Origin of the sequence: Aquimarina sp. AU474 (genome assembly GCF_900312815.1) — a bacterium.
In the GTDB taxonomy this organism is placed as follows: Bacteria; Bacteroidota; Bacteroidia; order Flavobacteriales; family Flavobacteriaceae; genus Aquimarina.
Window position 1 is genome coordinate 17974 of record NZ_OMPE01000004.1, and the last position, 24913, is coordinate 42886.

General features: G+C 32.6%; 28 protein-coding genes. 15 read left to right on the plus strand and 13 right to left on the minus strand.

The annotated features are described in order from the left end of the window. Window positions 1-542 precede the first annotated feature (542 nt). From rplS to DK508_RS01380, 5 genes are all read right to left on the minus strand, one after another. Window positions 543-893, minus strand: a complete 351-nt coding sequence (gene rplS, locus DK508_RS01360) for a 50S ribosomal protein L19 (RefSeq protein ID WP_109298948.1) — start codon at window positions 891-893, stop codon at window positions 543-545. A 130-nt stretch (window positions 894-1023) separates the two neighbouring features. Next, complete coding sequence (trmD, locus tag DK508_RS01365) at window positions 1024-1701, minus strand: tRNA (guanosine(37)-N1)-methyltransferase TrmD (protein ID WP_109298949.1); 678 nt, start codon at window positions 1699-1701, stop codon at window positions 1024-1026. 70 nt (window positions 1702-1771) lie between these two features. Next, a complete protein-coding gene (locus DK508_RS01370) occupies window positions 1772-2392 on the minus strand; it encodes a tRNA (guanine-N1)-methyltransferase (protein ID WP_109298950.1) in 621 nt (206 codons plus the stop codon). A 404-nt stretch (window positions 2393-2796) separates the two neighbouring features. Then, window positions 2797-4245, minus strand: coding sequence for a glyceraldehyde-3-phosphate dehydrogenase (locus tag DK508_RS01375; RefSeq protein WP_109298951.1), 1449 nt, complete (start codon window positions 4243-4245; stop codon window positions 2797-2799). 145 nt (window positions 4246-4390) lie between these two features. After that, the gene (locus DK508_RS01380) at window positions 4391-5809 is read right to left on the minus strand and encodes a trypsin-like peptidase domain-containing protein (RefSeq protein ID WP_109298952.1); all 1419 of its coding nucleotides are present in this window, start codon (window positions 5807-5809) and stop codon (window positions 4391-4393) included. 164 nt (window positions 5810-5973) lie between these two features. Between DK508_RS01380 and dapF the strand changes: the two genes are divergently transcribed. The 4 genes from dapF to DK508_RS01400 all read left to right on the plus strand — a co-directional run bounded on the left by dapF (window position 5974) and on the right by DK508_RS01400 (window position 9307). Further along, window positions 5974-6759, plus strand: coding sequence for a diaminopimelate epimerase (gene dapF, locus DK508_RS01385; RefSeq protein WP_109298953.1), 786 nt, complete (start codon window positions 5974-5976; stop codon window positions 6757-6759). Beyond that, window positions 6753-7280, plus strand: a complete 528-nt coding sequence (locus tag DK508_RS01390) for a GNAT family N-acetyltransferase (protein WP_109298954.1) — start codon at window positions 6753-6755, stop codon at window positions 7278-7280. The genes dapF and DK508_RS01390 overlap by 7 nt, the downstream gene beginning before the upstream one ends. Continuing rightward, window positions 7270-8313: an endolytic transglycosylase MltG gene (gene mltG, locus DK508_RS01395; RefSeq protein ID WP_109298955.1), complete on the plus strand. Its 1044-nt coding sequence runs from the start codon at window positions 7270-7272 to the stop codon at window positions 8311-8313. The genes DK508_RS01390 and mltG overlap by 11 nt, the downstream gene beginning before the upstream one ends. 352 nt (window positions 8314-8665) lie before the next feature. Further along, window positions 8666-9307 carry a peptidoglycan-binding protein LysM gene (locus tag DK508_RS01400; RefSeq protein WP_109298956.1) on the plus strand — a complete coding sequence of 214 codons (642 nt, stop codon included), beginning with the start codon at window positions 8666-8668 and terminating at the stop codon, window positions 9305-9307. Window positions 9308-9313: 6 nt separating this feature from the next. On the opposite strand, the gene DK508_RS01405 is transcribed toward DK508_RS01400, so the two are convergent. From DK508_RS01405 to dnaA, 3 genes are all read right to left on the minus strand, one after another. Then, window positions 9314-10045: an SAM-dependent methyltransferase gene (locus DK508_RS01405; protein ID WP_109298957.1), complete on the minus strand. Its 732-nt coding sequence runs from the start codon at window positions 10043-10045 to the stop codon at window positions 9314-9316. A 107-nt stretch (window positions 10046-10152) separates the two neighbouring features. Continuing rightward, the gene (locus DK508_RS01410) at window positions 10153-10617 is read right to left on the minus strand and encodes a low molecular weight protein-tyrosine-phosphatase (protein ID WP_109298958.1); all 465 of its coding nucleotides are present in this window, start codon (window positions 10615-10617) and stop codon (window positions 10153-10155) included. A 13-nt stretch (window positions 10618-10630) separates the two neighbouring features. Continuing rightward, entirely contained in the window at window positions 10631-12058 is a 1428-nt protein-coding gene (gene dnaA / locus DK508_RS01415) for a chromosomal replication initiator protein DnaA (RefSeq protein ID WP_109299237.1), read from the minus strand. 197 nt (window positions 12059-12255) lie between these two features. Between dnaA and DK508_RS01420 the strand changes: the two genes are divergently transcribed. Then, window positions 12256-12660 (plus strand): thioesterase family protein, encoded by a 405-nt coding sequence (locus DK508_RS01420; RefSeq protein ID WP_109298959.1) that lies wholly within the window; start codon window positions 12256-12258, stop codon window positions 12658-12660. Here the strand turns inward: DK508_RS01420 and DK508_RS01425 are convergent. From DK508_RS01425 to DK508_RS01445, 5 genes are read right to left on the minus strand one after another with little or no spacing between them, the layout of a single operon-like run. Next, window positions 12657-13271 carry a YigZ family protein gene (locus DK508_RS01425; RefSeq protein ID WP_109298960.1) on the minus strand — a complete coding sequence of 205 codons (615 nt, stop codon included), beginning with the start codon at window positions 13269-13271 and terminating at the stop codon, window positions 12657-12659. The two genes, DK508_RS01420 and DK508_RS01425, sit on opposite strands and share 4 nt — an antisense overlap. Window positions 13272-13280: 9 nt before the next feature. Continuing rightward, window positions 13281-14150: an EamA family transporter gene (locus DK508_RS01430; RefSeq protein ID WP_109298961.1), complete on the minus strand. Its 870-nt coding sequence runs from the start codon at window positions 14148-14150 to the stop codon at window positions 13281-13283. Continuing rightward, the gene (locus DK508_RS01435; RefSeq protein WP_109298962.1) at window positions 14147-14755 is read right to left on the minus strand and encodes an HAD family phosphatase; all 609 of its coding nucleotides are present in this window, start codon (window positions 14753-14755) and stop codon (window positions 14147-14149) included. Before DK508_RS01435 ends, DK508_RS01430 begins: the two co-directional genes overlap by 4 nt. Beyond that, window positions 14748-15791 carry a bifunctional diaminohydroxyphosphoribosylaminopyrimidine deaminase/5-amino-6-(5-phosphoribosylamino)uracil reductase RibD gene (gene ribD, locus DK508_RS01440; protein ID WP_109298963.1) on the minus strand — a complete coding sequence of 348 codons (1044 nt, stop codon included), beginning with the start codon at window positions 15789-15791 and terminating at the stop codon, window positions 14748-14750. The genes DK508_RS01435 and ribD overlap by 8 nt, the downstream gene beginning before the upstream one ends. Further along, complete coding sequence (locus DK508_RS01445; protein WP_109298964.1) at window positions 15791-16258, minus strand: hypothetical protein; 468 nt, start codon at window positions 16256-16258, stop codon at window positions 15791-15793. The genes ribD and DK508_RS01445 overlap by 1 nt, the downstream gene beginning before the upstream one ends. A 129-nt stretch (window positions 16259-16387) precedes the next feature. On the opposite strand from DK508_RS01445, the gene DK508_RS01450 reads away from it, so the two are divergent. The 10 genes from DK508_RS01450 to dapA all read left to right on the plus strand — a co-directional run bounded on the left by DK508_RS01450 (window position 16388) and on the right by dapA (window position 24908). Next, window positions 16388-16873, plus strand: coding sequence for a GNAT family N-acetyltransferase (locus DK508_RS01450; protein ID WP_109298965.1), 486 nt, complete (start codon window positions 16388-16390; stop codon window positions 16871-16873). 16 nt (window positions 16874-16889) lie between these two features. Further along, window positions 16890-17741 carry a peptide chain release factor N(5)-glutamine methyltransferase gene (prmC, locus tag DK508_RS01455; protein WP_109298966.1) on the plus strand — a complete coding sequence of 284 codons (852 nt, stop codon included), beginning with the start codon at window positions 16890-16892 and terminating at the stop codon, window positions 17739-17741. A gap of 9 nt (window positions 17742-17750) precedes the next feature. Next, window positions 17751-18341, plus strand: coding sequence for a TIGR00730 family Rossman fold protein (locus tag DK508_RS01460; protein WP_109298967.1), 591 nt, complete (start codon window positions 17751-17753; stop codon window positions 18339-18341). A 105-nt stretch (window positions 18342-18446) separates the two neighbouring features. Beyond that, entirely contained in the window at window positions 18447-20441 is a 1995-nt protein-coding gene (gene ligA / locus DK508_RS01465) for an NAD-dependent DNA ligase LigA (protein ID WP_109298968.1), read from the plus strand. Further along, window positions 20438-21124: a lysoplasmalogenase family protein gene (locus DK508_RS01470; RefSeq protein WP_109298969.1), complete on the plus strand. Its 687-nt coding sequence runs from the start codon at window positions 20438-20440 to the stop codon at window positions 21122-21124. The genes ligA and DK508_RS01470 overlap by 4 nt, the downstream gene beginning before the upstream one ends. A 500-nt stretch (window positions 21125-21624) precedes the next feature. Then, window positions 21625-21945 (plus strand): hypothetical protein, encoded by a 321-nt coding sequence (locus tag DK508_RS20995; protein WP_160114515.1) that lies wholly within the window; start codon window positions 21625-21627, stop codon window positions 21943-21945. A gap of 16 nt (window positions 21946-21961) precedes the next feature. Next, window positions 21962-22657, plus strand: coding sequence for a hypothetical protein (locus DK508_RS01480; protein ID WP_160114516.1), 696 nt, complete (start codon window positions 21962-21964; stop codon window positions 22655-22657). Window positions 22658-22887: 230 nt separating this feature from the next. After that, window positions 22888-23424, plus strand: a complete 537-nt coding sequence (locus tag DK508_RS01485; protein WP_160114517.1) for a hypothetical protein — start codon at window positions 22888-22890, stop codon at window positions 23422-23424. A 141-nt stretch (window positions 23425-23565) separates the two neighbouring features. Next, window positions 23566-24042 (plus strand): hypothetical protein, encoded by a 477-nt coding sequence (locus DK508_RS01490; protein WP_235016241.1) that lies wholly within the window; start codon window positions 23566-23568, stop codon window positions 24040-24042. Further along, on the plus strand, window positions 24039-24908 hold the full coding sequence (dapA, locus tag DK508_RS01495; protein WP_109298974.1) for a 4-hydroxy-tetrahydrodipicolinate synthase: 870 nt from the start codon (window positions 24039-24041) through the stop codon (window positions 24906-24908). Before DK508_RS01490 ends, dapA begins: the two co-directional genes overlap by 4 nt. Window positions 24909-24913 lie beyond the last annotated feature (5 nt).

Below are 24913 nucleotides of genomic sequence, written 5' to 3' on the forward strand. Positions count from 1 at the left end.
AAATAATAACTTTCGTTAAGTATACCACAAGCTTATTTCCAGTTTGAGTAGATTTAAATTTGTCAAATTATGATTCGATATAATTTAAATGCTACTCCTACGACTAATACGAATGTCTGATTTTGTCTATTACGATTGTAATTTTCAGTCCATCACTCGAATAGTCTAATGCCATCTAAAATTAAAAAGGTGTCAAAACTTAATTTTTTCCTTTGAATTTCATTTTGAAATGATTTTAAAGTAAACCCTTTAAAGTTATTTCAAGGATGTACTCAAAAAAATAACTTTCGTCTTATATTTATTTTAATTTCAAATTGGTCTTAAGATGTTCAAAGAACGTATTGTGTAAATTACATAACTAGGAATCCTTGTGTCATCTCTAAATACATGTAATTCTTATTATAAAAATACGGAAAATTGATTAGATGGTCAATACTTCTTATTTTATTAGTTATCAACCGTTTATGAACTGTAGTTGTTAACTTTTGTTCATAAAAAAAGGCTGCCATTTGGCAACCTTTTCTTTATATAAAAAGTATGTATTAATTCCTTTTCTCTTTGATACGAGCTTTCTTACCAGTAAGACCTCTAAAGTAGAAGATACGAGCTCTACGAACTTTACCTTTTTTGTTAACTTCGATTTTTTGAAATGCAGGTAAGTTAACCGGGAAAATACGCTCAACACCTACTGTACCAGACATTTTTCTAATAGTAAACGTTTCTGTGCTTCCAGAACCTCTTCTTTGAATTACTACTCCTCTAAAAAACTGAGTACGTGTTTTATTTCCTTCCTTAATTTCATAATAAACAGTGATTGTGTCACCTGCTGAGAATTCAGGAAATTCTTTCTTTGTTACAAACTCGTCTTGAACGAATTTTACTAAATCTTCCATTTTTGATATAGTTTCTATAGTTTTATTAAAGCAACATCCACGATTTTCGCCAGAGGTTAGTCTAATCAGGGTGCAAAAATAAGTATTATTTGAATATCTGCAACATTTTTGACTATTTTATTATAAGGAATTAGTCCTTTAATAAATCAGGGCGCCGATCTTTGGTTCTTTGTAGGGCTTGATCCTCTCGCCATTCTTCAATTTTAGGGAAATTACCTGAAGTAAGCACTTCTGGAACTGTCCATCCTTTGTATGCTGCTGGTCTAGTGTATATAGGAGGAGCTAGTAAATTATCCTGAAACGAATCTGTTAATGCAGAGGTCTCATTGCCCAACACTCCAGGGATAAGTCTTATGATTGCATCGCAAAGAATTAATGCTCCTAGCTCACCTCCAGAAAGCACATAATCTCCTACAGATATTTCTTTGGTTACAAAATGATCTCTAACACGTTGATCCACCCCTTTATAATGTCCACAAAGAATGATGATGTTACCTTTGAGGGATAATTGATTTGCAATACCTTGGTTTAAGGTATCTCCGTCAGGAGTCATATAAATAACTTCGTCGTAGTCTCGTTCAGATTTTAGTTTAGAAATACACTTATCGATTGGCTCTATCATCATTACCATGCCTGCGCCTCCTCCAAATTGGTAGTCATCAACTTGTTTGTAGTTGTTGGTAGTGTAATCTCTTAAATTGTGTAAATGTACTTCGACCAATCCTTTTTCTATTGAGCGTTTCATTATAGAAGCTTCAAACGGACTTTTTAATATATCTGGTACAACGGTAATAATATCTATGCGCATCTTTCTTCAATTTCTCTAATCTAAGGGTGCAAAGATGCAAAAGAATATAATAAAAATCTAGAAATATGTATTACTTAGCACCTGCTTTACGCTGTTTGTTGATTTCATCTTGAAGTTTACGCATTACTTTTTGCTCTCGTTCTAATGCTCTACGTCTATGCTCTTCAAACTCAGCCTCAGTTTCGGCTAATGCTTTTCTGGCTTGTACCGTGATCGCATTACTATTTCTAAACTTATAGATAAAGAAACCAAGAAATAATAGTAATCCACCAACGATAAGCCACATTACAGTTTTGTAACTTGATTTGGTAACCGAAGCTCCCATAAAGTTCATACTGTCTTTTTCTCCTGTGACAGAAGTAAGATTCTCATTAGTTTTGGCTAGAGATTCATTAAGACCAGCAATGGTTGATTTTTGCTCTGATATTTGTAAGTTAGAGGTGTTTAATTTAGATTCTAAAGTTTTAATAGAATCAATAGTATTTGCTTTTAATTTGTTTAGCCATACTTGTTTTACCACTTTGTATTCTTGATATCTTCCAGATTTTTTTATGACCACATCGAATTGCCCTTTAATACTTTCTTGTCGTAGAGCTTGTTCGGCAGTAAGTTCTTCTTCTTGTGCATATGCTCCAGTGGAAAATGAAAATAATAATATAGTAAAAGCTAATAGGTACTGTGGTAATTTCATGTGAATAATCTTATTTTTTGGTAATTACGTCAAAAGTCAATACTATTATGATGATTAAAAAATTAAAACGAAGATATAACTTTTGATTCGTTGTCTTTCTTAAATAGTTATGGCTTTTTGTCTATGGTTAATTGCTTCTGTAACGGTAATAAATGTACGATATTGTAGGTAATAACAAAGTTTTTTCTGTAAGAATTTACAACATGCACAATAAATAGTTATGTTTCTGGTAATTAAGGTGTTATGTTTTTGTTGAAAAAACCTTCTAAATCGATCTAAAATTTATGAGATTTTTTAAAATGCATTAAATACCGTAATTAGGAATAGGTATTGTGTTTGTAGCGTTTGTAAACAAAAAAAGGCCGTTATCAAGTAACAGCCTTTTTTGTTGTTTGCGCTTTATATTAGTAATACGTAAAACGTCTTACTTTGGCAATATATTTTGATAATCGGATCACCTGGTGACTATATCCATACTCATTATCATACCACACGTATAAAACAGTGTTTTGTCCTTTTGCGTCTACTATAGTTGCATTACTATCGTAAATAGATGGTGCAGAAGAGCCAACTATATCTGAAGATACTAATTCGTTGTCCAAAGAGTATTTAATTTGCTCAACCAAATTACCTTCTAATGCATATTTTTTAATTACCGCATTCATACTTTCTTTAGAAGTTTTCTTTTCTAAGTTAAGGTTAAGAATGGCTAAAGATCCATTAGGAACAGGAACACGTATAGCGTTTGATGTTAGTTTGCCTTCAAAACTTGGTAATGCCTTAGAAACAGCTTTTCCAGCACCAGTTTCAGTGATAACCATATTTAAAGCAGCAGCACGGCCTCTTCTGTATTTTTTATGCATATTATCTACTAAGTTTTGATCATTAGTATATGCATGAATAGTTTCTAAATGACCATCGATCACTCCAAAACTTTCATCTACTGCCTGTAGGATAGGTGTAATTGCATTGGTTGTACAAGAAGCTGCAGAAAATATATTCACTTTGTCAGGATCATGTTCTTTATGATTTACTCCATGTACAATATTAGGAATACCTTTTCCTGGAGCAGTAAGTAATACTTTGTCAATGCCTTTTGCAGTTAAATGTCTGCTTAAAGCTTCATTGTCTCTAAAGGCTCCAGTGTTGTCAATAACAAGTGCGTCATTGATTCCGTATGTTGTATAATCTATGTCTTCAGGATTATTGGCACTTATAATGTGCACCGTAGTCCCATTTATGATAAGAGAGCTATTAGCGATATCTGTTTCCACAGTACCAGCAAAATCACCATGTACAGAATCATTTCTTAACAAAGAAGCTCTTTTTTCTAAAACATCCTCGGTAATCGTTCCTCTTGTAACAATTGCTCTTAGTCTAAGCTGGCTTCCTTTGCCAGTAATAGTCATTAATTCTCTTGCTACTAATCGTCCTATTCTACCGAATCCGTACAAAACTACATCCTTAGGAGAAATTGGTTTAAATTGTTTAGCATCTTTTAATTTATCCTGTACAAAACGATTTATAGAGCCAAACTCTTCGCTTGCTAAGTGATATTCGTAAGTTAATTTACCTATATCCAATTTTGATGGAGGTAAATCCATTAATTTAATCGCTTGTGCAATTTCTACCGAATCGAAGATAGAGATGGGTTTTTGTACAAACTCTCCTGCATATTCATGCAAATTAATAATCTCACTTACGTTTTTATCAATTAATTGATTTCTAAAAAGTACTAACTCAATAGAGTTGTCATACCATAGATCACTTACCGTTTTGATAAATGCTACTGTTGCGCGACGCCTATCTGCTTGAAAGGCTAGTTCTTTTTCATAAACTTCGTTAGAGCTCATAATGTTGTTGTGTTTTTACAGTCTTGAAATTTCGTGCAAAAGTATATATTTCAATCGTTTTCGTGAAACCTTTTTTCATAAAAAATCTCATTACTTTTTATGGTAATGAGATTTTCCATTGTATATCTGGTTTTTTTAAAAGGCTTTACTGAAATACAAACTCCCTTTTTTCACCACTTCGATCAATTAGACTAATGGTTATATCTTCATCTTGATACTTGCTCTCAATAATATCTTTTACTTCAAGTACATTCTTTATTTTCTTACCATCTATCTCGCTAATGATAAGTCCTTCGAGATTATATCTTTGTTGCATGCGAGTGCTTAAAGCTTTGCTGATTACAACTCCATGGTTAAGATTAAACTTTTTTAAATAATCTTGTTTTGGATTGGCTACCTCGATACCAACATCCTTAATTACATATCTTTGAATTACATATTTGCTAAGTTTAACTGGTAACACTAATTCTTTTGTTTGTCGAACTATTTTAACATTAATAATGTCATTAGGGCTTTTACTATTTACATAACCCGTTAGATCAGAGAACTTTCGTATTTGTTGTCCGTCAATTTCTCTTATTACGTCACCTTCTTTTAATCCTGCTTTTTCAGCTCCGCTATTCTCTGTGACCGATGTTACGAAGACTCCTTGAGAAACAGAGATGTTATATTCTTTTGTGACTTCGGGATTTATGGTTCCTCCTGTGATACCTAAAATACCACGTTGTACATCTCCAAACTCTAAGATGTCCTCCACAATTTTTCTTGCATTATTTGAAGGTACTGCAAAAGCATAACCCACATAACTTCCGGTTTGAGATGTTATGGCTGTATTAATACCAATAAGTTCACCTCTTACATTTACTAAGGCTCCCCCACTATTTCCTGGGTTTATCGCTGCATCTGTTTGTATAAAAGATTGGTATTTACTATCTGCTTCATTAAGATCCCTAGATTTTGCACTTATGATTCCGGCAGTTACGGTAGAGGTAAGATTAAATGGATTACCAACAGCAAGAACCCATTCACCGATTTTTGCGGTATTTGAATCTCCAAATGGAATATATGATAATTTCTCTTCTGTGTCTATTTTAATTAATGCGATATCATTTTGAGGAGAGGTTCCTATAACCGTCGCTTTATATGATTTATTGTTGTTTAGAGTAACTTCTAGGTCTGTAGCACCATCAATTACATGGTTGTTAGTAACAATATAACCATCTTCGGTAATAATTACACCTGAACCTGCTCCCTGAATTCTTCTTTTCTCAGGAGCTCCATTTCTTAAAAACTCCATTAGATTTCTTGGGGTCTTAGAGACTCCATATTGTTTAACGTGTACTACTGCATTAACAGTTTTTTCTGCTGCAATGGTAAAGTCTGCTCCTACTTCCAAAGGAGTGGTGTTGGTGTTTGCAACAGTATACGTTGTTGGTATTATGTTTGGTTGAACCTCGCTTTGAGTAACTACAGTTGGTTCTGGTTCTAAAAACATTTTATAGGCACTTAAGGTAAGTGCTCCTGCCAGGATGGCTACAATTAATAAACTCAAATATCTTTTCATCTCCTTATTTTTTTTTATTCTGTTTAACTATTACTATATAGATAGACTATCAATAACTACTAAAATTACAATTATAGTATACTTTTTTTGTGATTTTTAACTCACAATTAACAACAGCATTATGTGAACATTCTTTGTACCTTTGTCTTCATAATTGAATACTAATGACCTTTACATTTTATAAATACCAGGGTACAGGAAATGATTTTGTAATCATTGATAATCGTGAATCATTAATCTCCAAAAATAGTACCAAATTATTTGCAAGATTATGCGATCGAAAATTCGGCATAGGTGCAGATGGTTTAATGTTATTGGAACTTCCTGATAATGAGGAAGATGATTTTAAGATGGTCTATTTTAACGCGGATGGAAATGAAAGCTCAATGTGTGGTAATGGTGGGAGATGTCTTGTTGCTTTTGCTGCTTTTTTAAGGATTATCGTAGATACCGCTACATTTACTGCTATCGATGGAAAACATAAGGCTGAAATAAAGGATGGATTGGTGCATTTGCAAATGCAAGATGTTTCTGATATTGAAACGTACGAGTCCCATTTATTTTTAGATACGGGTTCTCCGCATCATGTAACTTTGGTAGACGCTTTGTCGGATTTTGATGTCGAAAATGTAGGTCGAAAAATTAGAAATGGAGCTCCTTATTATGAAACAGGGAGCAATGTGAATTTTGTAGAAAAGAAAAACGGAAGTGTTTTTGCTGTGAGAACATATGAAAGGGGAGTAGAAGATGAAACTCTATCTTGCGGAACAGGTGTTACTGCGGTTGCCCTTTCTATGCATGCAACAAATCAAACAAAAGAAGAAAATGTTAGTATACAAACACCAGGTGGGGAGTTAAAGGTTACTTTTAAGAGCACTCCTAGTGGGTATAGAGATATATTTTTAATTGGCCCTGCAGAGCAGGTTTTTAAAGGTGAAATTACATGTTAACTTTAAAAGGCAAAAATATATACTTACGAGCTCTTGAGCCCGAAGATATTGATTTTATCTATACTATCGAGAATGATGAACGGATCTGGGAAATGAGTTCTACGCAAACACCGTATTCTCGTTTTTTGATCATGCAGTATCTAGAAAATGCACATCAGGATATTTATGAAATAAAACAATTAAGGTTGGTAATTTGCGCTAAGGATGATGCGTTATTAGGACTTATTGATTTATTTGACTTTAATCCCACTCATAATAGAGCAGGGGTAGGTGTTATTATTGCAGAAGATGAAAATAGAGGAAAAGGGTATGGAGCTGAAGCCCTTGAGCTTATTATCAAATACGGTAAAACTCACCTTCGACTTCATCAATTATATGCAAATATTTCTGAACATAATACGGCGAGCATTAAGCTTTTTGAAAATCAAGGGTTTAATAAAATAGGGGTAAAGAAAGAGTGGAATTTGATAAATGGTTCCTATACAGATGAATTTTTATATCAATTAATATATGTACATTAAAAAAATACTATTAGCTATTGTATTGATCGGCTTGTTGGCTGGAGGGATTTTTGCTTATTATGTATACCAAGCGGTTTTTTCTCCCAATACTAATTTTGAATCAGAGACTACTAATGTGTATATCCCTACTGGCGGTACGTATACAGAGCTTATAGAGGTGATTACCCCTGTGGTTAAAGATATTTATAGTTTTGATCGAATTGCTCGAAGAAAGGGGTATGTTAATCATATTAAAGCTGGGCGATTTATTATATCAAAAGGGTCGAATAATAATGAAATTATTAATATTTTACGTAGTAAAAATGCACCTATTCATGTGAGTTTTAATAATCAAGAAAGGCTTGAAAATCTAGCCGGACGTATTGCAAAACAGATAGAAACAGATAGTGTGTCTTTGGTGCGTGTTTTTAAAGACGAGTCATTTACGAAAGCTAATGGTTTTTCTATCGAGTCGGCCTTGTCTATGTATATACCTAATAAATATGAATTTTTTTGGAATACATCAGCAGAGCAATTCAGGGAAAGAATGCTGAAAGAGTATAAGCGGTTTTGGAATGAAAAAAGAGTAAAAAAGGCAAAAGAAATAGGGTTGACTCCTGTTGAGGTGATCACCATTGCTTCTATAGTTCAAAAAGAGACAGCTAAGGTTGATGAACGACCAAGAGTTGCTGGTGTCTATATGAATAGGTATACTAATGGTTGGAAGTTGGATGCTGATCCTACAGTAATTTATGCTATCAAAAAACATAGAGATGATTGGGATACGGTTATTAAACGTGTTTTGTACAAGGATTTAGAATTAGATAGTCCGTATAATACATATAAGTACGCAACATTACCACCGGGGCCAATAACAATGCCTGATATTTCTTCAATAAATGCAGTACTTAACTATGAAAAACATGATTATTATTTTTTTGTAGCTAATATTGAGAATATGGGATATCATAAGTTTGCAAAAACAATAGCGCAGCATAATCGCAATAAAAAACAGTATATAAGCTGGATAAATAAACAGGGTATAAAACGGTAAAATTCAAGTTGTGTTTTTGTAAGAAAAAATCTTAGTTTTTTTTGTTTTAACAAAAAAAATCGAATGACTTATTAACAAAAACATGTGTTTTTTGTGAATTACTAAAAGAGTTTACTGTTTATTTCTACTCGACTAAAACGCTGTAATTGACGTTTAAGTGTTTAGTTTCTTTGTTTTTTAATGTTTTTTAACCTTTTTTTTTGATTTTTATAGGGGTAAATACCTGTTTTTCAGCATTATAATTATTTTAACAATTACTGAGTGAATATTTGAAAAAATATCATATCTTTGCACGGCAAAAATTTAAGTAGTGGGGAACATCTTTTGGGATGTCTACTTAGAAATTTTTTATATGATAAAGAGGATAATAGGATTATCTATATTACTTACAATTGGGGGGATACTTTTGTTAAGTTTTACAACAAAAGAAAGCTTGGATCTTTCTTCTTATAATACTGCAGGTTTAGATCTGTATTATATAGCACCTAATTTTAATGAGATAGAGGATGAGGAGGTTTTGATATCTCCAGAGCTTGGGAAATCTTACATTGGCTTTAAAGAAGCACTTGCTTTTAAAGAATCTCGAGGAGATTATGGAGTTGTAAATCAATTTGGATATATGGGGAAATATCAATTTGGCAAAGGTACTTTGGCTCTTATTGGTATTAAAAATGTAAATAGGAATGATTTTCTAGCTAATCCTGCACTTCAGGAAAAAGCATTTCATGCATACGTTTCTAGAAATAAATGGGTTTTGCGTAGAGATATTAAATGGTTCGTAGGTAAAAGAATGAATGGTATAGAGATTACTGAATCAGGAATTCTGGCAGCAGCACATTTGGCTGGACCAAACGCCGTTAAAAGATATCTACGTAGTGGTGGTGTAGATGGGTTTGCTGATGCATTTGGTACCACGATTCGTTATTATATGAAACGTTTTGGCGGATATGATACTTCTTTTGTACTTGCGGATAGAAGAGCAAAAGCTATCTAAAGTAACTTAATAATCTCTTTGAATAATATATATAGTAGGTTTTTTGTGAAGGTCTATTTCTTCATGCTGCCATTCGCTCATCGTTTTTGTAGAAATAAACTCTGTGGTAAGTGTAATATCACTAGCAATACATAAATGTGTGTTTGGATGAAGTATCGCTTTAAGATCAGCGAACATCTTGTCATTTCTATAAGGGGTTTCAATAAAAATTTGTGCTTGATTTTTTTCTAAAGAAATCTTTTCTAATTGTTTTATTGTTGATTTTCTATCTGCTTTATCAATAGGAAGGTATCCGTTAAAGGTAAAACTTTGGCCGTTCATACCACTACTCATCATGGCTAATAATATAGAAGAAGGTCCTACTAGAGGGATAACCTTTATGTTTTTCTCGTGTGCGATTTTGATTACCTCTGCTCCGGGATCTGCAATTCCTGGGCAGCCAGCATCTGACATCAATCCGATCGATTCGCCATTCAAACAAGGTGTTAGGTAGGCTGGTATTTCAGAGGTGTCCGTGTATTTGTTGACAGTTTGGATAACTATTGAGCGTTGAGATTTGCTCGGACTCACTTTTTTAATAAATCTTCTTGCAGGTTTTTCGTTCTCTACGATATAATGATTTACTTGTTCGAGTACTTTTTTGATGGATATAGGTAATACTTCTAAAGGAACATCGTCTCCCAGTCGAGTGGGAATAAGATATAATTTTCCTTTGGGATCTAGGGGTTTAAGCTCCATAGGTTTTAAGATAACTTAGTTGTTTAGGTGGATTTGATTTATGTTATTGTGTACTATGAATACACATATTCAATTCTAAATATACAAAAACTTTATGTCCAAAAATGTTAATGCTCTTTTTCGAGTTTGGTTACAATAATATCGCAAGCTTTATCTAGCATTTGATATACATCTTCAAAGCCTTGTTCTCCACCATAGTATGGATCAGGAACATCCAAATTATCATTAGGATAAAGTTCATTAAGGATAAGTTTGACTTTGTTCTTGTTGTGATTGTCTTTTGTGAGTTTTAAAATGTTGTCATGATTAGAATTATCCATGGCGTAAATCAGATCATAAGTGTTAAAATCACTGATTGTAAATTGCGCTGCTCTTTGATTTGTAATGTCGATACCGTATTTTTTTGCAATTTGTATGGATCTTGGGTCGGGGAGGTTTCCAATGTGATAACTACTAGTGCCAGATGAAGCAGCAATATATTTGCTTGGGTCTAGTTTGGATTTTAGGATACCTTCTGCTAATGGGGATCTGCAGATATTGCCTAAGCATACCATTAGAATTTTGATTTTCATTCTGACAAAAGATTTACAGAGTAAGTTTCTTACCTAGGTCTTCTACGTATTTTCTAAATTGTTTATCTGTAGAAGAAAGGTTGTCTACAGTTTTGCAAGCGTGTAACACGGTAGCATGATCTCTCTTTCCTATTTGGGTTCCTATACTTGCTAATGAGGCCTTAGTAAGTTTTTTGGCAAAAAACATAGCTAATTGTCTTGCTTGTACAATGTGGCGTTTACGTGTTTTTGATTGAAGTGTTTCTACATCCATCTGGAAATAGTCACTTACTACTTTTTGAATGTAGTCAATCGAAACCTCACGTTTAGTGTTCTTGACATAGTTGTCAACAATGGCTTTTGCGAGATCTATGGTGATATCCTTTTTGTTGAAAGAAGAGTGTGCTATTAAAGAAATGATAGCACCTTCGAGTTCTCGGATATTAGTTTTAATGTTATTAGCTAAAAATTCTACAATCTCCTCAGGCATTTCAACACCGTCGCGATATAGTTTGTTTTTGATTATAGAAACTCTGGTTTCAAAATCTGGTTGATGTAATTCAGCTGATAATCCCCATTTAAAACGAGAAAGAAGCCTTTGTTCGATATCTTGCATATCTACAGGTGCCTTATCACTAGTTAGGATAACCTGCTTTCCATTTTGGTGTAAATGGTTAAATATATGAAAGAAAACATCTTGAGTTCCTGCTTTACCTGATAGTAATTGTATGTCGTCAACAATAAGAACATCTATAATTTGGTAGAAATGGATAAAATCATTCCTATTATTCTTTTTTACAGATTCGATATATTGCTGTGTAAACTTTTCAGCAGAAATATAAAGTACAGTTTTCTCGGGGTAGTTATCTTTTATGTTTACACCAATAGCATGAGCTAAGTGTGTTTTTCCAAGTCCTACTCCTCCAAAAATTAATAGAGGATTAAAAGAAGTTCCTCCTGGTTTGTTGGCTACAGCCATCCCAGCAGAACGTGCAAGTCTATTAGAGTCGCCTTCTAGAAAGTTTTCAAAATTATAACTTGGATTTAGTTGAGATTCTATTTTTACATTTCGTATCCCAGGAATTACAAATGGATTTTTTAACTCTGGATTCTTGCTTTTTATAGGTACATCAACTTCTTGAGAGTTAACAGCTGTACGATTTGCACTAGGGATTTTTTCAGTAAATGGTTTTTTATTACCATAAGTGTTTTCCATTTTAATAACGTATACCAATTTGGCGGTTTCTCCCAATTCACGAGTAAGAGAAACCTTGAGTAGGTTTACATAATGCTCTTCTAGCCACTCATAAAAAAATTTACTGGGTACCTGAATACTTAGAGCGCCATCTGTAAGTTTTACAGCTTTAATTGGTTCAAACCAAGTTTTAAAAGCTTGGGGTGTAATGTTATCTTCTATAAAAGATAAGCAGTTATCCCAAACTGATTGCGCAGTTACATTCATTCGAGTGGTTAGATTAACTATTTTTATTAGGTTATTAAAAGAAAATGCTGAAAAAAACTCCTTACTGTTTTCGCATGACAAATATGTGAACAAAAAATGTAAAAAAAAAACGATTTAGGGGTTGAATTTTAATTATTTTTTTTGCATAATTTGATAGTGTTACTTTTAATAATGTTAAAATTTATTATAAAAAATATATGTTTATCACTTCAAAAACCAAATTAAAAGTACGTTATTCCGAAACCGATCAGATGGGGGTGGTACATCACGGTAACTATGCTCAGTACTTAGAACTAGCTAGAATTGACTGGTTATCCCGGTTAGGGGTTTCTTATAAATCAATGGAAGAAAATGGTATTATGCTTCCTGTGTTTACTTTAGACTTTAAATTTAAGAAATCTGCCTTCTTCGACGATGAATTGACTGTTAAAACTTCGTTGAGGAAAATTCCTACGGTTAAAATAATCTTTGATTATGAAATTTTTAATGGTTATCAAGAATTAATTACAACAGCATCTACGATTTTAGTCTTTGTTGATAGTAAAACCAGAAAACCTATTCCATGTCCTCCTTACTTAATTGATAAAATAAACAATTATTAATCCTTTAATTGTTTAATTTCTACCTCGTACAACGGGGAAAAAACATCTTTTATTTTATCGGCGATGTTTTTTCTAACCGAAATGTAAATTTTGCAGTTTAATTGAAGTTCTTGTTTAGTGATGTTAAGTTTGTGTTCTTTTATGATGCGCATCACTTTGTTCATGTCTTTGTATTCGAAAATTATAACAAAATTTTTGTCAATTGTCTTTTCGATAATGTCAGAATTTTCGAGAGCAAGTTGTGCTGATGTTCTGTACGCATTTATTAAACCTCCAACTCCTAACTTGGTACCTCCAAAGTACCTGACCACTACAATTAGTATGTTGGTAACGTCATAGGATTGAATTTGCCCATATATAGGTTGACCAGCAGAATTAGAAGGTTCTCCATCATCATTTGTTCTGTACTTTAGATTTTCTGTACCTATTTGCCATGCATAACACCAATGTCTTGCAGAATGATGTTGTTTTTTTAAGTTATCGATAAGCGATTTTACTTCTTCTTCTGAAGTTGTTGGAAAAGCATACCCGAAAAATTTGCTGTTACGATCCTTAAAAAGAGTTTCTTCGCTAGCTATATTAATCGTTTTGTATGTGTCTTTATGTTCCAAATAATTAATTTAAATCGAAAATGTAACCAAAATAATACTAAGAATGGCTAGAGCTATACCTATCCAGTTTTTTAGAATTAATTTTTCTCTAAAAAATACAATTCCTGCAATCGTAGAAACTAGGAGTACAGCTACATTGTTTATCGTAAATACGGTAGAGCTATCCATATTTTCATAGCGTAAAGCTTTTATGAGGAAAAAAATAGAGAAATAGTTTGGGACTCCTAATCCAATTCCGGCAATAACGTTCTTAACCGATAGTTTCAAAGACCCTGTAATGGATTTGTATAGTAGGGTTACTATTCCAATAATTGCTGCAAATCCAAAAATGGTCGCTGAGAAAATAGGAACATCATTTTGTGCTACATGATTTGTTTCAAAATATTTAAGACTAGTATCAATGATTCCGCTACCTATAAAAACTAATAAAGGAAAAATTAAATTTTCTTTGTTTATGGATATTCCTTCGGCGCTTTTCATAGAGGTAAGATAAACAGCAATAAGAGCAATAATAATCCCTATGATTTTTAATACACCAGTGCTTTCATGGTATACAATGATTCCAAATATAATTGGGATGGCCAAACTCATTTTAGTAGCTACAGCGGCTACAGATAATCCATTTTTTTGAGTGGTAATAGCCATTAGATTAAAAACGGATATAAATATCACACCTAAAATCATAGCGCCATAAAACCATCCTTCATTGGATATGTTTTTTAGATCTATGGGTTCAGAATATGCTATTACCCCTGATATACATGCAACAACGTAGTTTATGATAATAGCTTGTAGCGTATCGACATTGTATTTAACAAAAAGTTTAAAAATGACAAAAATTAAACTTGATGCCAGGATGCTAAGGATTAAATAGATCAAAATAAATTGGATTTTATAGTAAATAGATTTGTGATGTCTTCGGTTTTTGGATTGTTGTTCCAGGTATGAATTCCTATTCTCTTTGCCGAATCTGTATTTTCTTTGGTATCGTCTATGAAAATGGTTTCAGAGGGTTTAATCTGATGTTGATTCAAAACAAATTCAAAAATATCGATATTAGGCTTTCTTAGTTTAATTTCATGAGATAAGTAAAAAGTGTCAAATGATGATTTAAATTCTTCGTAAAATGGTACATTTTCCTTAATCCATTTGATATGGAGGTCATTTGTATTACTCAGTAATATTAGATTATATTTTTGCTGGGAAGCCAAGTTCTTAATAAAATCAAATCGATGCCTCGGGAAGTCAAGCAAAATAGCATTCCAAGCGTCAATGAGTTCATTTTTTGATGCTTTTGGAAATATGTTTTTGTACGTTTGGATAAATTCTTGAGTAGAGATTTGCCCTACTTCATATTGATTATTAATTTTTAATAGCTCAAGAGTCATTTCAAAAGTTCCTAATTTTGAAAACTCTCTTATGGTTGCTGCTTTGTCTAGGTTTATGAAAACATCTCCAAAATCAAAAATTATAGTTTTAATCATTTCGATATATTTTTAGAGTGTCATTCATTATCTGTTTTTCGGCTATTAATTTAGCTTGAATTGTTGGAGCTTTTATTCCGGCATCAAATGTAATATTTCCCATAAAAATCCTAGCTTCATCCCAAAGGTTTTTACTAATAAATGAATTAATAGTATGCTGGCCACCTTCGATAATAACAGATTGGATGTTATGTTGATGAAGAATCGAACAAATTTCTTCTACAGTGTTGTTTTTTGTGTGCACGGTTTCATAGGTGGTTAAATCCGTGTTGTTATTCTTATTTTCTTCAGAAGTAATAATAATAGTGGGAGTTTTGTTGTTAAGAACTGTAGAGTTTTCGGGAACTTGACCAGATCGGTCAATAACAATTCTAATAGGATGTTGACCAGGCCAATCTCTAGTGGTTAAACTAGGATTGTCTTTAATGACTGTAGTGCGACCTACTAAGATGGCCTGCTCTTCTGCCCGCCATTTGTGCACAAGCTGTCTGGATTGCTCATTTGTAATCCAAACGGGTTCTCTTTTGTCTTTTATGCCTGGAGCGATAAATCCATTCGTAGTTTCTGCCCATTTTAAAATAATATAGGGCCTTTTATTATTATGAAAAGTCAAAAACCTTTTGTTAAGTTCTTGACATTCTTTTTCTAAAACACCTACAACTACATCGCAACCAGAATTTATTAATTTTTGTATTCCTGCTCCAGACACCTTGGCAAAAGGGTCGATAGTGCCAATTACTACTTTTTTAATTCCTTTTGCTATAATAAGATCGCTACAAGGAGGTGTTTTGCCATAATGGCTACATGGCTCTAGGCTTACATATATAGTAGCGTGTTTAAGGAGAGTAGTATCTTTAACGGCACTTATAGCATTTACCTCGGCATGAGGTTGCCCGGATTGATAATGCCATCCCTCTCCTATAACTTTATTGTTATGTACAATCACGCTGCCTACTAGAGGATTTGGGTACGTGGTTCCTAATCCGTTTTTGGCAAGTTGAATACATCTTTGTATGTATTTTTCGTGCATAGTTATTAGCGTTGTTTTATAGATATCTTTTGTTCTTTGTTAATGGTGTATGGATAAGAAAAATTTCCTAAGTGATATCTAATAGCTCCTTTGTATTGAACATTTAAAGAATCTGTTTGGATAACTTTAAGAACACTTCCGAGAAGATTGTTTTTGTTCTCCTCATAGATTTTGGATAGAGAGAAAGTACCTTCTAGCGGAATGGAAAATTCATCCTTTGCAGGAACATTAAATTCTTGAGATGAGATAGTGCCAATATCGATGTTATCAACAAAAACATGAATATCTTCTATAGATAACGTTCCACTTAGACGGTTAGGGTTGTTAAAAACGGCATCGGCTTTAAGTGTTATATCCCGCAAGCCGACTTTTTTAACCAAAAGATTATCAATATGTTTAAATTTTGGTTTTTCAGAAAATGAACACCCTATAATTAGAGTAAATATTGTTGATAATAATAGAAATTTCTTCATTGATTCCTGCTTAGATTTAACGTATATTTCAATATCCTTAACTGGTGTTTTGTTTGTGTGTAAACGCCAAAGGAAAAAATATTCATAATATGCTTTTTAGAACAACACAAAAGTAATACTAAAAATACAATGAGTATTATAAAAATACGCAAGATAGAATACAAAGATAACGAAACAATAGCTCGACTTATTAGAGATGTTTTAACTGAAATGGGTGTGCCAAAAGTTGGTACTGCTTATGAAGATATCTCTTTGGATATGATGTGTGAAACATACGAAGGGGCTGGTTCTTCTTATTTTGTTGTCGAAGAAAAAGGCGAGGTTATAGGCGGAGCAGGTATCGCTCCTCTTACAAATGGAACGCCAGAAACATGCGAACTTCAAAAAATGTACTTTTTATCAAAAGCTCGAGGTAAAGGGATTGGTTATAAAATGATTCATACTTGTCTTGATTTTGCAAAAAAAGAGGGCTATGCAAAATGTTATTTAGAAACAATGCCTTATATGAAAGCCGCAAGGAAATTATATCATAAAGTAGGTTTTATATCTTTGGATAAACCTATTGGTGATACAGGGCATTATAGTTGTCAGGCTTGGATGATAAAAGATTTGTAATTTAATTATTGTTAAATTGAAAATAAGCGATTTAAGGAAGAGTTTTTTAGAGTCTTTATCCAAAATATATGATACCGAAGAGGTATTATCTTTTTTTTATATTCTTTCTGAAAAAAAATTAGATTTGAGAAGAGTGGATGTTGCTATGCAATTAGATAAGAAACTTAATCCCGAAGAGGTGATGTTTTTTACAGAAGCAGAAAAACGTTTAAAATCTCAAGAACCGATACAATATATTGTTGGGGAAACTAATTTTTATGGATTACTTTTTTTTGTAAATCCGCATGTACTTATACCAAGACCTGAGACCGAGGAACTGGTAGACTGGATACTAAAAGACGTAAAGAACCAAAAACAACCTTTAAAAATTCTTGATATAGGAACGGGCAGTGGTTGTATTGCTGTTTCTTTGGCCAAAAACTTACCTAATGCCAAGGTGTATGCAATTGATATTTCAGATAAGGCGATTGAAGTAGCAAAAGAGAATGCGCGAATAAATCAAGTTAAGGTTACTTATATTACAACTGATGTTTTAAATGAAGAGATTTTTCATGAAGATTTTGATGTTATAGTGTCTAACCCGCCCTATGTTAGGGAATTAGAAAAGAAAGAAATGAAATCTAATGTCCTGGAAAATGAGCCTTCTTTGGCGCTTTTTGTTACAAATAACGATCCTTTACTTTTTTACACCAAAATTACTACAATAGCTTTACATAAATTAAAACCAGATGGCTCATTATACTTTGAGATAAATCAGTACTTAAGTAGAGAAACTAAAAAAATGATAGAGGCATCACATTTCGAATCGGTAATATTAAAAAAAGATATGTATCACAACGATCGTATGATACGTGCTCGTTTAAACTAAGTATTAGGTATGAATAATTTGAATTCAATTTGTGTATTTTGTGGAAGCAGCGAGGGTAACGATACCCATATAATTTCTCAAGCATTTTTACTTGGAGAAAAGCTAGCTCAACAAGAAATAACCTTAGTGTATGGAGCTGCAAAAATTGGTATTATGGGGCAAGTAGCTAAGGGTGTTTTGGAGCATAAAGGGAAAGTAATTGGTGTTATTCCAGAATTTCTTAAATTAAAGGAGGTAATTCATCAAGGTTTGAGTGAGTTAATAACTACCCATAATATGCATGAGCGTAAGATGAAAATGCATCAGCTTAGTGATGGTTTTATAACGCTTCCAGGAGGTTTTGGGACTTTAGAAGAGCTTTTTGAAATAATCACTTGGTCGCAATTAGGTTTGCATCAAAAACCCATTGGATTACTAAACATTGGCGGTTTTTATGATGATTTGTTAGGGTTGCTAGAAAATATGGTTCGTAGAGGGTTTTTGAAAATGGAGAATTACGAGTTATTATTGGTAGATAAGGATATGGATAAGCTATTAGAAAAAATGAGAGCATTTAAACCGGTCCAAGTGCCAAAATGGTTAAAACCGGATAGAACATAACATAAAATATGGCTCTATGGTAGCCGATTTAAGATAATAATACGTGGGGGTATTGTATTAATGATCGATATCATCGGTAATTAAAAAATAGTGTGTAAAAAACAAATGAAAGTAGAAGAAAAGATCAAGCAATTACGACAGGAGTTAAGAGAGCATAACTATAATTATTATACACTCGATGCACCTGTTATAAGTGATTATGAGTTCGATATGAGACTCAAGGATTTGCAGAAATTGGAAGAAGAATATCCAGAGTTTTATGATGCTAATTCTCCTACGCTTAGAGTAGGTGGTCAAATTACTAAGAATTTTGAAACAGTAGTTCATGAGCATCGTATGTATTCTTTAGACAATTCATATTCAAAAGAAGACTTAGAAGATTGGGAAAAACGTATTAAAAAATTGGTTGATGGTGAGGTTAATTATACATGTGAGTTAAAATATGATGGAGCTTCTATTAGTTTAACCTATGTAGATGGCGAGTTGGCAAGAGCTGTGACGAGAGGAGATGGTATTCAAGGAGATAATGTTACCACAAATGTGAAGACTATTAAATCAGTTCCTTTAAAACTAAAAGGAGATTTTCCTCAAAAGTTTGATATTCGAGGAGAAATAGTATTGCCATATGAAGGTTTTGCTAAAATGAATCAAGAAAGAATTCTTGCAGGAGAAGAGCCTTATGCTAACCCACGTAATACGGCTTCAGGAAGTCTTAAACTTCAGGATAGTAGTGAGACTGCAAAACGCCCATTAGATTGCTTATTGTATAGTATTCAAGGAGATCGATTAGGAATTCAAACGCAGTATGAGAATTTAGAAAAAGCTCGAGCATGGGGTTTTAAGGTGCCTTCAGAATCTAAGTTAGTAAATACCATAGATGATGTTTTGCAATATGTTGCATATTGGGATGAACATCGCCATAACCTCCCTTATGAAACTGATGGTATTGTGATTAAAGTCAATGATCTTCAGCAGCAAGAGGAGTTAGGTTTTACGGCAAAAGCGCCGAGATGGGCAATGGCATACAAATTTAAAGCAGAGCAGGCTTCTACCGTTCTTGAGGAGATTACATATCAAGTTGGTAGAACAGGAGCAATTACTCCTGTTGCTAATTTGCAGCCGGTATCCCTTGCAGGTACTACGGTAAAAAGAGCGTCGTTGCATAATGCAGATCAAATTGAAAAATTAGATATAAGAGAAGGAGATACTGTTTATGTAGAAAAAGGAGGGGAGATAATTCCAAAAATAGTTGGGGTAGATTTTCAGAATAGAAATCAAGAATCTACACCTACCGATTATATCAGTGAGTGTCCTGAGTGTCATACTTCGTTAATCCGAAAAGAAGGAGAAGCACAGCATTATTGTCCTAATTATAAAGGGTGTCCTCCACAAATTATTGGGCGTATTCAACATTACATTTCGCGTAAAGCTATGGATATTGAAGGATTAGGTGGTGAAACGGTGGCTTTGCTGGTTAATGAAGGTTTGATTGCTAATTATGCAGATTTATATGAATTGAAAAAGGAGCAAGTGGTTCCTTTGGAGAGAATGGCTGAAAAAAGTGCAGAAAATTTGGTTTTAGGAATAGAAAAATCCAAAGAAATTCCTTTTGAGCGTGTTTTATTTGCTTTAGGAATACGTTATGTTGGAGAGACAGTTGCCAAGAAGCTTGCCAAACACTATAAAACTATCGATGCCATAGTAGAAGCTACAGAAGAAGAATTGGTCAATGTAGATGAAATCGGGATTAAAATTGCACAGAGTGTACAAGAGTTTTTTACTTCGGAAGAAAATAAAGCTCTAGTAAATAGATTAAAAGAGTACGGAGTGCAGTTAGAGATTTCTGCAGAAAAATTAGCAAATCAAACTGATACATTGCAAGGGCAAACTTTTGTGGTATCTGGTGTTTTTGAAAAAGTATCAAGGACTGAGCTTAAGAAGCTAATAGAAGATAATGGAGGAAAGGTTTCTAGTTCTATTTCTTCTAAAACATCGTATGTTGTAGCAGGGGATAAAATGGGGCCAAGTAAACTAGAAAAAGCAAATAAGTTAGGAGTGTCAATTATAAGTGAAGATGAATTTCTCACCAAAATTGTATGAAAATAAGAACGGTTATAAAAATACTATTAGTAATTGCTGGAGCACTTTGCGTACTAAGTACTGCTATGCAGTGGCCAGAATTAGAATTGTATACTAAACCGGCTACCGTACCTCTATTCTTTATGTTGTATTGGTTTAATGTAAAAAAAATAGATGGGCTTTTTTTGGTCATACTCTTGCTTTGTTTTCTAGGAGATATTTTTTTGTTAACCGAAGTACAAAATAGCTTTATTTATGTGCTTTTGAGTTATACCATATGTTATTTAATTCTATTCTATTACTTGTGCAAAAATTATAAGCCAATTGACTATAATAACACTGATATAGGGTATTTGGTGGTGTTTTTTGTAGCGTGGACCTTTATCGTGTATGAGATTTATGATGTTACCGAAGAAGCAATGGGAGATATCAAACCCTTTGGTATGGGGTATATTATAATATTATACCTCCTTCTAATTGGAGCTGTTTTTCACTACGTAAACGTTAGATCTTCAAAATCGTTATGGTTCCTAATTGCGATACTCAATTTTGTGATAAGCGATTCTTGTTTTGCGCTTAATAAGTTCTATATCGCTTCCCTAGAGTTTGAAATTATAAACTCGATATATCAATTACTGGCTGTTTTCTTTCTTGTTCAATTTAAAATATCTAGCCCAGTGCCTTTAAAGCTAAGAGAACTTTAGAAGGTAATTTTCTGAGAATCATGTGTTTTGTTAAAATTTCCTATATTGTATCAAAGAAAATCACACGATTAACCGGGCTGTACTCATAACAAAAAGTGTAAACTTTGGGTGCAAATAAAAATTAAATGAATGAAGAGAAACTACTTAGGCTTTTAATTTCTTTTTTAGTAATAGCACAAGTGTTGGGTTTTGTATTTAAAAACGATTTCTTAAATACATATTCTCAACTAATTCTTCTGATATCGATAATTGTGCTTTATTTTGTTAGCACTAAAAAAATTAGAATATATCACGTAGCGGTTCTATTGATATTTTGTTTAGAAGGGTTATTTATTTTTTGGTTTATTGATAACATTATAATAGACCAGATAGTAATACGGATTATAGGGTACATTATGCTTTTTTATTTTCTGTATTATAATCATAAGTCATTCCAGTACAATAGTAGAGATGTTTTTACTTTGGTTTTAGGTAGCTCGCTTTATACAGTTATTTTTTTAATGACGTATGTTATTTTACGAGAACCAATGCAAGATAATAACTTACTGGGGTTTGTGAATTTACTATTGTTATATGTTTTATTGATAGTAGGAGCAATGCATTATATTAATATTAGATCAGAAAAATCATTATGGTTTTTTTTATCAATACTTAATTTTTCGTTTAGCGATTTTATGATTCTAATAGAAGAATTCTATGTAGAATCATACGAGTTAAAAGTTTTGGTATTGATTTGCAAACCATTGGCATTGATGTTTTTAGTGAATTATATGATAACAAGATCGTTAAAGCTTAAAACAGAAGAGTTTGAAGGGTTTTAATAAAATAAACAATAATTTGAGAACAGAAAAGTACGTATATCAATTGTTTTATGTTACTGGTTTATTTTTTATCCTGATATCCATTTTTGCACAAAATCTCACTATTTTTTTTAAACCACCGGTAATTTTGGCATTGTGCCTAATTTATTTGGTAAAAGTAGAAAATAGAAGTGCTTTGGTGTTATTTACAATGCTATTGATATTAGTTTCAGAAGTGCTTTCGATGAAGGATTTTGTTGGGTATTTTAGAGTAGTTAATATTTTACTTTCATTGTATTATTTTTTGAATATAGTTTTACTTTGGAAAAGCTTAAAAAAGATAAAAATACAATTTAACAAGGTGTTTACGATTCAATTGTTAATTGCTATGGGGTTAATTGTCTACGTGTTGATTTCTGTAGCTCGGCTTATTTTACCAAGTGTTATAGAAGATAAAGTGTTTTTGGTAATACTTATTTTGTTTTTCACTTTGTTTGTATGCTCCTGTTATTACATTTATCTCAATAGTAAAACAGTAGTTAGTTCTTCGCTTATGGTAGCCGCTTCTTGTTTTTTGATTGTAAATATTCTTACAGCTTTATATAAATTATATGTTTTTTTGGAAGTGTTTGTGGTTATTGCAAACCTTTTACAGGTATTTGGGCAATTTTTTCTGATTAAATTCTTTATAGAACAACATAAATTGGTTCCGAATCGAAAAGATTATTTTTAAAAAAAATGATAAGTTGATATTTAATGTTGTTCTTTATATGAAATAATTTTTTCCAGAAACTTTTGAGAGATAGTAAGTTCACATATTGGTTGTTTTATGTTTTGTTCTTATTGGTTGTTATAATTTCTGTTTTTTTTGAAAAGAAACTTTTGATATATACCAAACCTTTAGTATCAATCTCCTTGCTGATATTGTATGTAAAACATGTAGAGAAAATTGATCTATTTTTTGTGATCAGTATATTCTTAATTCTTACTACAGATATATTTATTTACATAGATTTTTTAAAATACTATGATATCATTGCAGTGCTTATCACCTTGTTTTATTTCTTCTGTATTTTGTCTCTTAAAAAATACATAATAAGAGCCGATATTGTGTTGAGTAAGCTTGCTTCTCCTCCTGTTATAATTAGTGTGATATTGATAGGGTACTTGATTTTTTCGATTACAGAACTCGTTTTGCCAAAAATTAGAGATTCTGTTGGAGCTATAGTTATGATAGTAATAAGTCTGGTTGGTTTTTCGGGGGTAAGTTTTTTTATATATGTTGCAGATAGGTATGAGAAATCGATTTATTTGTTTGTGGCAGCTTGTTGCACTTTATTCGTAGATGCGCTTTTGGCTATAAATGAATTGTATTATTATAATCGAGTTTTTACAACACTAATTAATATAGCAGAAATAGCTGGAGTTTATTTTTTTACTAGCTTTTTTATTGAGACAAAAGAAATAACGAACAGGTCTACAGAAAAAGAATACTTTTGAGAAGTGTTGGTTTTCAGGGGTTTCCTTTTTCTTGGAGGATGCGGGGTGATTTTAAAATGTAAAATAGCTACATTTGTGGCTTCTTAATCTTTTTTATAAATGATTTTAAAGGGTCTAAAAAGAAATGCCATAAAGAAAAATATGGAATCTCATTTGGAGAAAAGAAATTCTTCTAATGGCATTGCAAGTCTTAAAACATTAGCAATTCTTATCGACGCTTCTTTGCCAGTTAATATATTGGCTTTGGTTAAATTGGCTAATGAGTTAGGAGTGACCTCAGAAAACTTAACGGTTGTAGGGTATAAAGAAGATAAAGAAATTATTGATGATAGAGATGCAGCTTATTATAATGAGAAGAGTTTTGCTGTAAATGGATCAATAAAAAACAATGCACTGCAGGGATTTATCAATAAAGATTATGATGTATTGATTAGTTTTTATACCGATGATAAAATAGAATTAAATTATGTTGCAGCAGCATCCAGAGCAAAATTGAAGGTGGGTTTTGCCGAAATTGATCATAGGATTAATGATTTAATTATTGGAGCAACAATGAATAATACCAACCTTTTTATAATTGAACTTAAAAAGTATTTAAAAATTTTACAAATAATATGAGTGGTTTTCTCAGAGGAACTGGAGTAGCGCTAGCTACACCATTTAATGAAGATGGATCTATTGATTATAACGGGGTTACATCATTAGTTAATTTTTGCATTGATGGTAATATCGAATATTTGGTAGTCTTAGGTACTACAGCAGAATCAGTAACATTGTCTAAGGATGAAAAGAAAAAATTAGTAGATCATATTTTAAAAGTAAATGATAAAAGACTTCCTGTTGTACTTGGGATTGGAGGTAATAATACTGCGGCCGTTCTTGCCGAAATAAAAGAAACTGATTTATCAGATTTTACAGCAATACTTTCTGTTGTTCCTATGTATAATAGACCAAATCAAGAAGGTATTTATCAGCACTATAAAGCTGTAAATGATGCTTCTCCAATTCCTGTATTACTATATAATGTTCCTTCTCGTACGGGAACAAATATGACCGCTGAAACTACATTGCGTTTGGCGCAATTAGATAAAATTGTTGGAGTTAAAGAAGCAGTGGGTGATTTTACACAAGTACTTAAGATTATTAAAGATAAGCCTGATGATTTTCTTGTGATTTCGGGGGACGATGCTTTGGCTTTACCGGCGGTAGCAGCGGGAGGTGATGGTGTAATAAGTGTTGTTGGGCAGGGGTTTCCTGAAGAATTCTCTGAAATGATACGATTTGGATTATCTGGAGAAACAGAAAAAGCATTTAAAATACTATATACCCTATTACCGGTATTAGATTATGCTTTTGAAGAAGGGAATCCTGCAGGAATAAAAAATATTCTAAAAGTAAAAAGCATTTGTGAGGACTATGTTCGTTTACCTTTGGTATCTGTTTCTTCTGATCTTGCAAAAAAAATAAAAACCTTTATCGAGTAAATACT